Origin of the sequence: Planktothrix sp. PCC 11201 (assembly GCF_900009135.1) — a bacterium.
GTDB lineage: Bacteria > Cyanobacteriota > Cyanobacteriia > Cyanobacteriales > Microcoleaceae > Planktothrix.
Map to the genome: position 1 here is coordinate 253,964 of NZ_LT797688.1, position 13,429 is coordinate 267,392.

Consider the following 13,429-nt stretch of genomic DNA (forward strand, 5'->3'; position numbering starts at 1 on the left):
TTTCAACCTTCTAAGTTATTCTGATAAATTTTAAGTTTTGTAACATTTGTTGAGAAATATTTGACTTTTTGAAACCCTTATGAAAACTAAAATGATGATTCTGTAGGGAATCAGAGGGAATTTTAATTATTGTTACCAAGTCATTCCCCCCAGATTCAAAAAGATGATATATCATTTAAAGACAACAGCTACCCCAAACGGAAAGCCATTGCTATGCAAGGGTTTAGGTGTGGGTTAGTTGTCGAAATAAAATTTTAAAAGCCTTAAGGCAAATGGAAGGGTGTCCTGTTGCCCCCGAACAAAGGTTAGTTTTAGTGCAGGTATAAACCTGAATAATTAGTCTCATAGAAATTCATCTATGAAACGATTTAACGAAACACTAACTTTTGTTAAGGATTTTGAAAAAGGGGTATAACTTCTGTCAGAATCTGCAACGTTACTTATTTTTTGTCACAGGTCGAGGAGAGTCTAAATGACAATCAGTCCTCCAGAGCGTGAGGCAAAAGTAAAGGTTGCGGTTGATAAAGATCCGGTTCCTACATCTTTTGAAAGATGGTCTAAACCAGGACACTTTCGCCGTGACCTCGCCAAAGGGCCAAATACAACCACTTGGATTTGGAACCTACACGCTGACGCTCACGACTTCGATAGTCATACCAGCGATTTAGAAGATATTTCGCGTAAAATTTTTAGCGCCCATTTTGGTCATTTAGCCGTGATTTTTATCTGGTTAAGTGGTGCCTACTTCCACGGCGCTAAATTTTCGAACTACGAAGCTTGGTTGGCTAACCCTACGGGGATTAAGCCTAGCGCGCAAGTTGTATGGCCAATTTTCGGCCAAGAAATTTTAAACGGTGATGTTGGTGGTGGCTTCCACGGGATTCAGATTACCTCTGGATTATTCCAACTGTGGCGAGCTTCCGGTTTTACCAACACATACCAGCTTTATTGCACCGCCATTGGTGCGCTGGTCATGGCAGGTTTGATGCTGTTTGCTGGTTGGTTCCACTATCACAAACGGGCTCCCAAACTGGAATGGTTCCAGAATGTAGAGTCGATGATGAACCACCACTTAGCTGGACTGTTGGGTCTAGGCAGTTTGGGATGGGCAGGTCACCAAATTCATGTGTCCTTACCCGTGAACAAACTACTGGATGCGGGAGTGGCGGCGAAGGATATTCCTTTACCCCATGAATTCATCCTCAACCCCAACCTGATGGCAGAACTGTATCCCAGTTTTAAAGAAGGTTTAACACCATTCTTTACCTTGAATTGGGGAGTCTATTCTGACTTCTTAACCTTCAAAGGTGGATTAAACCCCCAAACAGGCGGTCTGTGGTTATCCGATACTGCACACCATCACCTGGCACTGGCAGTCCTGTTCATCATTGCTGGCCATATGTACCGGACAAACTGGGGCATTGGTCACAGCATGAAGGAAATTTTAGAAGCCCATAAAGGCCCCTTCACTGGAGAAGGCCATAAAGGACTCTACGAAATCCTGACCACCTCTTGGCACGCTCAGTTGGCGATTAACCTCGCATTGATGGGTTCTTTGAGCATCATTGTGGCTCACCACATGTACTCAATGCCTCCCTATCCTTACATTGCGACGGATTATCCCACGCAGTTGTCTCTGTTCACACACCATGTGTGGATTGGTGGCTTCCTGATTGTGGGTGCAGGAGCTCACGCTTCCATTTTCATGGTGCGTGATTACGTTCCGGCCAACAATGTCAACAACTTGCTCGATCGGGTGCTTCGTCACCGCGACGCAATTATCTCCCACCTGAACTGGGTCTGTATCTTCTTGGGATTCCATAGCTTTGGGTTATATGTCCATAACGACACCATGCGTGCGTTTGGTCGTCCCCAAGATATGTTCTCTGATACAGGGATTCAACTCCAACCCGTGTTTGCCCAATGGGTGCAAAACATTCACGCTCTGGCCCCGGGTAGCACTGCTCCCCATGCCTTAGCCAGTGTTAGCCCTGTGTTTGGCGGCGGTGTCGTAGCCGTCGGTGGCAAAGTAGCAATGATGCCGATTGTGTTAGGTACGGCGGACTTCATGGTTCACCATATCCATGCCTTCACAATTCACGTCACAGTCTTAATTCTGCTAAAAGGCGTTTTATACGCCCGTAGCTCTCGCTTGGTTCCCGACAAGAGTGAATTGGGTTTCCGATTCCCTTGCGATGGGCCAGGTCGGGGTGGTACTTGCCAAGTCTCTGGCTGGGATCACGTTTTCCTGGGTCTGTTCTGGATGTACAACTCCCTCTCCATCGTGATTTTCCACTTTAGCTGGAAGATGCAATCCGATGTTTGGGGAACCGTTGGTTCAGACGGCACCGTTTCTCACATCACCAGTGGCAACTTTGCCCAGAGTGCCATTACCATCAACGGATGGCTGCGTGATTTCCTGTGGGCGCAAGCTGCTCAGGTAATCAGTTCCTACGGGTCAGCCCTTTCCGCCTACGGTCTGTTGTTCTTGGGTGCCCACTTCGTTTGGGCGTTCAGCTTAATGTTCCTGTTCAGTGGCCGCGGTTACTGGCAAGAATTAATTGAGTCCATTGTCTGGGCCCATAACAAGCTGAAATTAGCCCCAGCAATTCAACCTCGCGCTCTGAGTATTACTCAAGGTCGTGCGGTTGGTGTAGCTCACTACCTCTTAGGGGGCATTGCTACAACTTGGGCATTCTTCCTAGCCCGAATTATTTCAGTAGGATGAAAACTCTCTGCTCAGGGGCAGGGAAAGGCTGAATCAGCTTTCTCCTTCCCCCTGAAGCGGAATAACAAAGAACACGATTTAGTTAGGACTTATGGCAACTAAATTCCCAAAATTTAGCCAGGACTTGGCCCAAGACCCGACAACACGTCGGATTTGGTACGGGATTGCCACAGCCCATGATTTCGAGACCCATGATGGCATAACAGAGGAAAATCTTTACCAAAAGATCTTTGCTTCCCACTTCGGTCACCTCGCTATCATTTTCCTCTGGACTTCAGGCAACCTGTTCCACGTCGCTTGGCAAGGTAATTTTGAACAATGGGTTAAAGATCCTTTAAATATTCGCCCCATTGCTCACGCCATTTGGGATCCCCAATTTGGCCAACCTGCGGTAGAAGCTTTCACCCAAGCGGGTGCTTCTAACCCAGTTAACATCGCTTATTCTGGGGTGTACCACTGGTGGTATACCATCGGAATGCGCTCAAATGCTGACCTGTATCAAGGGTCGATCTTCCTGTTGCTTTTGGCTGCTACCTTCCTGTTCGCAGGTTGGTTACACCTGCAACCCAAGTATCGTCCCAGTCTGTCTTGGTTCAAGAATGCTGAATCTCGTTTGAACCACCACTTGGCAGGTCTGTTCGGGGTTAGTTCCCTGGCTTGGACTGGTCACTTGGTTCACGTTGCCATTCCTGAATCTCGCGGACAACACGTTGGTTGGGATAATTTCCTCAGCACTCTGCCCCACCCGGCAGGTCTGGCTCCCTTCTTCACGGGTAACTGGGGTGTGTACGCACAAAGCCCAGATACCGCCGGTCACATTTTTGGAACCTCTACGGGTTCTGGAACCGCTATTCTGACCTTCTTAGGTGGTTTCCATCCTCAAACCGAGTCTCTCTGGTTGACGGATATGGCTCACCACCATTTGGCGATCGCAGTGTTATTCATCATTGCGGGCCATATGTACCGGACAAACTTTGGAATTGGTCATAGCATCAAAGAAATGATGAATTCCAAAGATCCTCTGTTCGGGATCAAAAATGAAGGGCCGTTCAACCTACCTCATCAAGGGTTGTACGACACCATGAATAACTCCCTGCACTTCCAGTTAGCATTTGCTCTGGCTGCGCTGGGTGTGATCACCTCCCTGGTGGCGCAACATATGTACGCGCTTCCTCCCTACGCCTTCATCGCTAAGGATTACACCACGATGGCGGCGCTGTATACCCACCACCAATATATTGCTGGGTTCCTAATGGTCGGGGCTTTCGCTCACGGGGCAATCTTCCTGGTGCGCGACTATGATGCCGAACAGAACAAAGGCAACGTCTTGGATCGGATGTTACAGCACAAAGAGGCCCTCATCTCTCACTTAAGCTGGGTGTCTCTGTTCCTCGGTTTCCACACTCTGGGCTTATATGTCCATAACGATGTTGTGGTTGCCTTTGGAACTCCTGAAAAGCAAATTCTGATTGAACCGGTTTTTGCTCAATTCGTTCAAGCTGCTTCGGGTAAAGTGCTGTACGGTATGGATGTTTTATTGTCCAATGCTGACAGCATCGCCAGCACCGCTTGGCCGAACTACGGCAACGTTTGGTTGCCCGGTTGGTTAGATGCTATCAACTCTGGTAGCAACTCCCTATTCCTGAGCATTGGCCCTGGAGACTTCTTAGTTCACCATGCCATCGCTCTAGGTCTGCACACCACCACCCTGATTTTGGTCAAAGGTGCGTTGGATGCCCGTGGCTCGAAGCTGATGCCCGACAAGAAAGACTTCGGTTATGCCTTCCCTTGCGATGGCCCTGGCCGTGGTGGTACTTGCGACATCTCCGCTTGGGACTCTTTCTACCTGTCGATGTTCTGGATGCTGAATACCATTGGTTGGACTACCTTCTACTGGCACTGGAAGCACCTGGGCGTCTGGCAAGGAAACGTTGCTCAGTTCAACGAATCCTCTACCTACCTGATGGGCTGGTTCCGTGACTATCTGTGGCTGAATTCGGCTCAGTTAATTAACGGCTACAACCCTTATGGAACCAATAACCTGTCGGTTTGGGCTTGGATGTTCCTATTCGGACACCTAGTTTGGGCGACTGGATTTATGTTCCTGATCTCTTGGCGGGGTTACTGGCAAGAGTTAATCGAAACGATTGTCTGGGCTCATGAACGGACTCCTCTGGCGAACCTAGTTCGTTGGAAAGACAAACCCGTGGCTCTTTCTATCGTTCAAGCTCGTGTGGTTGGTTTAGCTCACTTCACCGTTGGCTATATCCTCACCTACGCAGCCTTCCTAATTGCCTCGACTGCGAGTAAGTTTGGTTGATGTAACTATTAACTGCATCCTCGTTTGATTGGTAATTAAAAATATCCCCTGCCTGCGGGTAGGGGATTTCTATTTATTCTATTTGTTGTTGCGCTTTAGCGCAATATAGGGGTATCTGTTGTATCTGTAAATGCAAGTGACCAACGCACTACAAAGAATCAATAATCTCAATAATCATATCAGTGATAATTCTAATTGAGGTGTATCAGTTCTTAGTCTGTGTTCCGCTTGTTGACAGTATTCTGCCGATAGATCGATCCCAATAAAACTTCTTCCTAGCCTTTTTGCTGCTACTGCTGTAGTGCCACTCCCCATAAAAGGATCAAGAATTATTTCGGCATTTGTTGACTCAATACATCGTCTGGCTAATGCTATCGGAAAAGGTGCGGGATGGGAGTTATTCATTTCTTGCATGAACTCCCAAACATCACCATGAGCATTAGCTTTAGGTGTCAACTTAAATTTTGGCTTCGTTATTAAATAAATGACTTCGTAGGTGGGTAAAAAGTAACCCTGGTTGAAGTTAATTCCTCCTTTTCGTCGCCAGATGATAATTTGTCGGACTGGGAAACCCGAAACTATATCTTGTCTGTCTTGAAGTAAACCGTCTTGAACCCGCCATTTATGATTATAAAATATTGCCCCATCATCTTTTAATAAACGCATCATTTGGGATAGACATTCTCTTTGCCATTCCACATATTTTTCATGGGGCATATTGTCATCATAGTCTGAATAACCATGCACAAGTTGAGCATTTTTCCACTTGCCACCTCTGCCATCCTTCATCCCATTTCCGGTAGAATTTTTCAGGTTGTAGGGTGGGGAAGTTACAACTAAACCCAGACAATTATCTGGCATTTGACTCATTATGGATATACAATCTCCACAAATAAACTTATCTAATAACTGATCCAGAGTCATTATTTATCCTTGATAATAACTTAATGGTTTGATTTGAGTGAAAATTACTAGACTTTGACCTACATTCGCTTTAAAAACACCGATTTTGCCTAAGCTAACGCAGATTTTGTCTCCGGTCAAGAGCTACTCAAAAAAATTGATTATTTTCCAGTGTCCATGATTTGCGGTAAAATACTTATAAACCCAAAGGGGAATAGAAAATGAGTTAAGCTAATGATCAACTTCCCCTTAACTTTGAGCTAGTTTTAGCCTTGGTCAAACAACTGCAACACTATCATAACCCATAGTGAAGATCACCTCCATTTTCTCGGCTAACACTAACATAAATACGCCTTTAGTTAAAAATCTAGTTAAAGCTATTGATTTAATATAAAATGAGTGTCTCCACCTCGATACTAACAGAATTGCTGAAGTTTTTGCCCAATTTAAAGCCCCAAATTTATTTTAAATCCTCTTTAACTGCGTTATCTCATGCGATGGAGGATCAGATTTTAGCTGGAACTGAACAACCTCTGGTTATTGCTACCTTCCAACAGGAAAGATTTTATCGTAAAGAAGCTCACCGTTACCGAAAAATTGCTGAACTCACACCACAGGTTTATGTGATGGCGGCGTTAGAAACGGAGTTTCAAAACTCCTCTGATAATCATGAAACCGTGGCTTTTTACCCGCAAGATCAACTAAGTCAAGAATGGAATTTATTAGTTTTAGGACAATATTATTCAACCTGTTTAGTTTGTGTTGAACGAGAAGATTTAGTCCAGAATTCTGATATATCTGAACAGTTATTGATGGATCAAGCTCGTCCCTTTGAAGGAATTTGGACATCAGATCGGCAAGTTTCTATTAAGGTTGCAGAATTGCTTTTAGAACGGACTTTATATTACCGTCCTGAATTGACTGAAAAGGTAGAACAAGCCTATAGTATTTATGGTATTCGTTCAGTAGCTAAAAAAACCAAAAAATCTTCAAATCCCACTAAATCAAATACTATCTCTACAGATTATTCTTCTCTCAATGATCCCTTTGCTTATCGTTTAGTTACTTATCTACAAGCAGGACAACATGAACTTTTACGAGTCTATCGTTCCTTAGCAGCAAAAGAACGGAAGGAACGTTTAGTTAACTCTATTACAGCAACAATTCGCCAATCTCTAAACCCTCAAGAAGTGATCAAGGTAGCAACCCAGGAATTAGGGGAAGCAATGGGAGCTTGTCGTTGTTTAATTTATCGCTGCAAGGCAACGGATAATTCTGTTAAAATTTCTAATGAATATTTATGTAATGATGTCGTTTCTATCATCGGAAAAACTTGGATATTGCGAGAAAATCCGCTATTTCAAGAAGTTGTTAAACGTCAAGAACCTATTTATATTAATCGAACTGATAAAATTCATCCAGACTGGATTAAAAATACTAATAATAACTCAGTAAAGCCAAAAGAATCATTAAAAAAAATTACCCAAAGATGGGAAATTAAAGGTTGGTTAATGATTCCTATTTTATACCAAGGTCAACTTTTGGGAATGGTAGAATTACACCAATGTAATTGTAATCTTTCCCTGTGGCAAGAAGATGATTTGTTAATGGTAGATGCGATCGCGACTCAACTAGGTGCTGCCATTATTCAAGCAGAAACCTATGCCAATTTAGAAGATCTTAACCAACAATTAGAAGCATTAGAACGCACCCGCAGTAATTTAATTGCCATTACCGGACATGAACTAAGAACTCCCTTATCCACAATTTTAATTTGTTTAGAAAGTTTAAATCAAGAGCCGAATATGCCCGTAGAAATGCGAAAAATCATGTTAGATACAGCCTTAACAGATGCAGAACGGTTAAGAAAATTAGTCCAAGATTTTTTGAAATTATCCCATTTAGAAAGTGGCCGTGTAGACTGGAACCCCGAATCTTTAAGATTAAAAGAATGTATTGATTTAGCCATTAGTGGAATTCGTACCCATCATAATCAAAATCAAGTTCCAGGTATTGAAATAGAAGTTTCACCGAATTTACCTTTAGTTCAAGCCGATGGAGAATGGTTAGTAGAACTACTATCTAAACTTTTAGATAATGCCTGTAAATTTACTGATTCTGATGGCAAAGTTACCATTAACGCCAAATGTAATCAAGAACAAATGGTAGAAGTGACAATCTCTGATACTGGACGGGGAATTGAACCTAATCGTTTAGACGCAGTATTTGAGCGTTTTTACCAGGAAGAAGGATCACTACGTCGGAGTGTGGGTGGAACAGGCTTAGGATTAGCGATCAGTAAACAAATTGTAAATGGTTGGGGCGGGATAATTTGGGCAGATTCCCTGGGTAAAAATCAAGGGAGTCAGTTCCACTTCACGATCCCTTATGTTGAAGGTGATTCCTGATTTGTAGTAAGCCCTTTAGGGCTATCTAACTCTGAGTCCTGAAGGACTCACTACAATAGTGACCAGGGTGTTAAAACATGAGATCCTAGAAAAAGTCAACAATAGTAAATTGAGTTAGAATTTCATGGCAAATCAAGCAACAGTTGTGATTACGGGAGCGTCTTCGGGCGTTGGTTTGCAAGCCGCTAGAGCCTTAGCCCAAAAGGGTTGGTATGTGGTGATGGCCTGTCGGGATTTAGTCAAAGCGGAACAGGCGGCTCAATCCGTGGGAATGTCCAAGGACAGCTATACCATTCTCCCCATAGATTTAGGATCTTTGGCCAGTGTAAAACAGTTTGTCGCTAATTTCCGGTCTCTGGGTCGCTCGTTAGATGCCTTGGTCTGCAATGCGGCGATTTATATGCCTTTAATTAAGGAGCCTTTATGGAGTCCAGAGGGTTATGAATTAACGGTGGCGACCAACCATTTAAGCCATTTCTACCTCTGCAATGTCATGCTGGAGGATATGAAACGTTCCTCCTACCCCGATCGCAGAATGGTGATTTTAGGGACTGTGACCCACAACCCCGATGAGTTAGGGGGTAAAATTCCTCCCCGTCCCGACTTAGGCAATCTCGAAGGGTTTGAACAAGGTTTCAAAGATCCGATTACCATGATTAATGGAAAACAATTTGAACCTGTTAAAGCCTATAAAGATAGCAAAGTTTGTAATGTTTTAACGATGCGAGAATTACATCGCCGTTACCATGATTCAACGGGGATTACTTTTACTTCTCTCTATCCTGGTTGTGTGGCAACAACAGCTTTATTCCGCAATCATTATCCCCTATTCCAAAAGATTTTTCCCCTATTTCAAAAATACATTACCGGGGGATTTGTCACGGAGGAATTATCGGGCGATCGCGTCGCCATGGTGGTGGCTGATCCTGAATATAAACAGTCGGGAATGTATTGGAGTTGGGGAAATCGCCAGAAGAAGGATCGCCAGTCTTTTGTGCAAAAGGTTTCTCCCCAAGCCAGCGATGATGAAAAAGGGAAAAAAATGTGGGATTTAAGTGCTAGGTTGGTGGGATTAGCTTACTAATAAAATCAGGGAGTAGGGACAATACTTTTGGCTGTTTCAATGAATTCTTGTACAAATCCCCTACTTTTAAGTGTGGGGATTTCCCTGTTCCCTGTTCCCTATAATTATATCAATAAACGAGGAGGTTAAAATGTCAATTCAAGTTTTAAAACGACGTTTTACCGTTGAAGACTATCAGAAAATGGGGGAAGTTGGGGTTTTTAAAGTAGATGAGAATAATGAATTAGTGGCGGGAGAAATTATTAAAATGTCACCGATTGGAAAACGTCACGCGGCTTGTGTACGACGGTTGGATTATTTATTGAATCGTCAGTTAGGCGATCGCGTTATTATTGATACTCAAAACCCAATTCAATTAAATAATTTATCACAACCTCAACCCGACTTAGTTCTCCTGCAACCTCGTCCCGATTTTTATGAAGAAAGACATCCCCAACCCTCGGATATTCTGTTATTAATAGAAGTCTCGGATACAACAATTGATTTTGACCAACAGGTAAAAATTCCCCTCTATTGTCAGAGTGAAATTCAGGAAGTTTGGTTAATTGACCTGAATCAAAATATTGTGCGGGTGTATCGAACTCCCACTACTAATGGTTATCAATCTATTCAGTTTTTTACAGTAGAACAAACCTTAACGATCAGTGTTTTTCCTGAATTTAATTTTAACGTTAATCAGATTTTTTGATCTTAAGGAACAGGAACAAAATCATAACCGAGTCCTGAACGATTTCCCGGTTCAATAGTAACTAATTGTAAGGGTTGATTGCGATCGCCCGAGGGTAAAAACCGAATCACCCCCGTTGCTCCCTGGGGCGTAAAATCCGGGGCGGAAAGCGCTTGTTGCACCCCGGTTCGGGTAGGATTTTTAGCAATAGCAGCAACCAAGGCTTTTGTAGCATCATAGGAGGTGGCGGTGCGCCAGTTAACACTCGCTCCCCAGAGTTGATTTGCTGTTTGAGCAAAAGCCGAATTAGGATTAGCTAAAATATGCCAAGGAATTGCTATGACCATCCCCACCGCATCGCCTCCCACCTTCAAAGTTTCCGGTCGATATAGACTATCTCCGCCCAATAACGGTAACTGTTTGCGATTAATTCTCACCACTTGTAACGCCTGTTCAATAGTAGAAGAATCGGGCGTTAAAACAATCACTTCGGCTCCCTGTTGGCGAGCTTGTTCTAGGGCTTGAATCGGATTAAAATTAGGTTTAGCAATATCAAAAACGCTGACTACTTCGCCCCCATCTCCACTTAAAGCCGTGGTAAATTCTGTTTGTAGGGATGTACTATATTGATTAGCACTATTAAAAAATAGTACCGCTTTTTTCAAGTTTAACTTATTGAGTAAATATCGAGATAAGCTACTTCCAGCAAAGCGATCGCTCGGAACAGTTCTAAAAATATAGTCTCCCGCATTAGAAATAGAAGTTGATGTACTGGTTGGAGAAATTAAAACTAATTTTCCGGCTTCATAAATCGGTGCTGCTGCTTGGGTAGTATCACTGCCAAAATGACCAACTACCCCCAAAACTTCTGAATTATCTACTAATTTTTGAGCAACTTCTTTAGCAACTTCAGGACTATTATCATCATTGACAATCATCACATTTAATGATTTTCCGCCAATTCCTCCCCCTTGATTAACTTCCATTTGAGCCTGAGCCACTCCTCTTAAAATCTCCTGGGCGGTATTCACAGAAGTTCCAATTGGAATAGATACTGCTATAGTATAAAAGGGTTGATTATTTTGCAGAATTTGAGCATTATTTCGATAAACTAAGGCTTCAGGATCGTTTTTATTTTGTTGTAATGCCGCATTAAATTGTTGAACCGCATTCTGATATTGACGAGACGCTAAAGCCGCAACTCCTGACTGTTTGAGAGCTAAATTTCCCGAAGCAATTAAAACTTTTTCTCCTTGACTCATGCGAGTTTCTATCGACCCCACCGCAATATTAGATGAGGACGTTGGGGGCAAAGTTCCAGAGGGGTTATTCGTATTCAATAGGGGTTTAGGAGAAAATCCGAAAAATAAAAAATAACCCGCCCCTAATAAGCCCCCGGTGATCAGGAGTGCTAACAATAAGATTAGAGATTCATTTTTTTGAGACATCGGATTATCAATTGATGCTTAACTTATATTCTAACATTTTTTTCTGGGATCAACCTCCAAGTTAACAGACAGAAACATATCCAGCCCAGAAAACTTAACGGATTCTAATAAATCCTAATTTTTCCATAAAATCTTGACCTTGAGAAGTTAATAAAAGTTGAGTGTAGGCTTCTCCAGCCTGTTGTTCAGATTGATTATTTTGTTTAACTATAATAAATAAACGTCGGGTGAGAGGATAAGCTCCATTTTTAAACACAACTGGATCAATTTGATTCCGTTGTTGAGGGCAATTTTCAGGGGAAATTAAAGGATTTTTATAAGGTTGAATTAAAGCTCCAGAGGTTAGACCTATAGCGATGGGTTTAATCGTACATTGGGCGACCACTTCTGGAGCAGAAGCATAATAGATTCCCCCAGGATTATTAGCGATCGCTCTTAGGGCTTCTGTGGTGGTCGGAATAAATTTTATCGTCTCGGCAAAACTCTCTCCTCCTAATACATTTGTAATAAAAAATTCTGTTGTTCCTCCGGCTTCTTTCGTCCGAGAATAGGCAACAATGGGAATATTTTCCCCGCCGAGTTGACTCCAATTTGTGATTTTACCCGTATAAATTTGTTTTAATTGATTGATAGTTAACCCTGGAATATTCAAGTTGGGATTAACCGCCACTACAATTCCATCAAGAGCAATAGGAACTTCGATTAAATTTAAGCCCTTTTGTCTGGCTTGTTGATATTCTGATTCTTGTAAAGGTCGAGATGATTCAGCAAAGGTAATTTGATTATCAATTAACATTTTAATCCCACTTCCTGAACCTGGGGATTGACTAGGATTTTGAAAATATCGTAATTGAAATTGAGGAAAAACAGTTTGAACTTCTGGATTAATTCCTTGACGAATAGGTGCAAAGGTGGTACTTCCGCCATAGGTAAAGACTCCATTCGGAACATTAGGAACTTCAGCAAAGGTTTTAAAATTTGTTGTGGAGGTTTGAGGCACAGAAGTGGGTGAAATTGAATTAGAGGGAGAGGGATTAGAATTTAAGACTGTTGGCAAATTCATATTGCGAGTAAACCACCAAACTCCGCCACTAATTAATCCTCCGGTAATGAACAAGGCTAGAATTAAAGTTGTAGTATCATTTTTTTGAGCCATAAATCTAAAAGGTTTTGGATGTTAGGCAAAATCTTAGCACTTTTGTAGGATTCTTGGGGCAGATATTGATATAATATTACTGAAGGTATGGAATAAAAGCAAAAAAACCATCTCAAAATCATTCAAGGAATAATTGCTTATGGTTTCCTCAATAGAGCCTCAATCTAAACTCTCTTTACAAGAGTTTTTGCAATTACCAGAAACGAAGCCGGCGAGTGAATATATTAATACCCATATCTACCAAAAACCTATGCCACAAGGAGAACATAGTATTTTGCAAACTCGCTTAGTAACGGAAATTAATCGAGTGGGTGAATCGCAAAAATTAGCCTATGGACTGACCGAGTTACGTTGTACTTTTGGAGGAGTTTCTATTGTTCCAGATATCGCTATTTTTGAATGGAATAATATTCCTTTACGCCCCAATAAAAGAATTAAAAATCGGTTTGAAATTCCTCCAGATTGGATCATTGAAATTCTCTCTCCAGATCAATCCCCTAATCGAGTGATTCAAAAAATTGCTTTTTGTCTGAATCATGGAACAAAGTTAGGTTGGTTTATCGATCCCGAAGATGAATCCGTGAGTATTTTTCAACCGAATTGTATTCCCGAAGTTAAATCAGATAGGGATAGTTTACCTGTGCTGAAGATGTTAAATGATTGGCAATTTTCAGTAACAGATTTATTCAGTTTACTCTATTTAGTCTAATCTTTT

General features: G+C 42.2%; 9 protein-coding genes. 6 read left to right on the top strand and 3 right to left on the bottom strand.

Going from position 1 to position 13,429, the window contains the following annotated elements:
• Positions 1-472 precede the first annotated feature (472 nt).
• Positions 473-2,728, top strand: coding sequence for a photosystem I core protein PsaA (gene psaA, locus PL11201_RS02015; RefSeq protein ID WP_079676982.1), 2,256 nt, complete (start codon positions 473-475; stop codon positions 2,726-2,728).
• A gap of 91 nt (positions 2,729-2,819) precedes the next feature.
• Positions 2,820-5,048: a photosystem I core protein PsaB gene (gene psaB / locus PL11201_RS02020; protein ID WP_079676983.1), complete on the top strand. Its 2,229-nt coding sequence runs from the start codon at positions 2,820-2,822 to the stop codon at positions 5,046-5,048.
• 174 nt (positions 5,049-5,222) lie between these two features.
• Here psaB and PL11201_RS02025 read toward each other — a convergent pair whose 3' ends face one another.
• Positions 5,223-5,972, bottom strand: coding sequence for a DNA-methyltransferase (locus PL11201_RS02025; RefSeq protein ID WP_079676984.1), 750 nt, complete (start codon positions 5,970-5,972; stop codon positions 5,223-5,225).
• 374 nt (positions 5,973-6,346) lie between these two features.
• Here PL11201_RS02025 and PL11201_RS02030 point away from each other — a divergent pair, with 374 nt between their 5' ends.
• The 3 genes from PL11201_RS02030 (at position 6,347) to PL11201_RS02040 (ending at position 10,131) form a co-directional block, all read left to right on the top strand.
• Positions 6,347-8,359, top strand: a complete 2,013-nt coding sequence (locus tag PL11201_RS02030) for a DICT sensory domain-containing protein (RefSeq protein ID WP_079676985.1) — start codon at positions 6,347-6,349, stop codon at positions 8,357-8,359.
• Between the two features lie 124 nt (positions 8,360-8,483).
• Positions 8,484-9,443 (top strand): protochlorophyllide reductase, encoded by a 960-nt coding sequence (locus tag PL11201_RS02035; protein ID WP_079676986.1) that lies wholly within the window; start codon positions 8,484-8,486, stop codon positions 9,441-9,443.
• A 130-nt stretch (positions 9,444-9,573) separates the two neighbouring features.
• Positions 9,574-10,131: a Uma2 family endonuclease gene (locus PL11201_RS02040; protein WP_079676987.1), complete on the top strand. Its 558-nt coding sequence runs from the start codon at positions 9,574-9,576 to the stop codon at positions 10,129-10,131.
• 2 nt (positions 10,132-10,133) lie between these two features.
• On the opposite strand, the gene PL11201_RS02045 is transcribed toward PL11201_RS02040, so the two are convergent.
• Together PL11201_RS02045 and PL11201_RS02050 are read right to left on the bottom strand one after the other, a co-directional pair.
• On the bottom strand, positions 10,134-11,558 hold the full coding sequence (locus PL11201_RS02045) for an ABC transporter substrate-binding protein (protein WP_079676988.1): 1,425 nt from the start codon (positions 11,556-11,558) through the stop codon (positions 10,134-10,136).
• 94 nt (positions 11,559-11,652) lie between these two features.
• Positions 11,653-12,714 carry a PstS family phosphate ABC transporter substrate-binding protein gene (locus PL11201_RS02050; protein WP_079676989.1) on the bottom strand — a complete coding sequence of 354 codons (1,062 nt, stop codon included), beginning with the start codon at positions 12,712-12,714 and terminating at the stop codon, positions 11,653-11,655.
• Between the two features lie 139 nt (positions 12,715-12,853).
• On the opposite strand from PL11201_RS02050, the gene PL11201_RS02055 reads away from it, so the two are divergent.
• A complete protein-coding gene (locus PL11201_RS02055) occupies positions 12,854-13,423 on the top strand; it encodes a Uma2 family endonuclease (protein ID WP_079676990.1) in 570 nt (189 codons plus the stop codon).
• Positions 13,424-13,429: the final 6 nt, after the last annotated feature.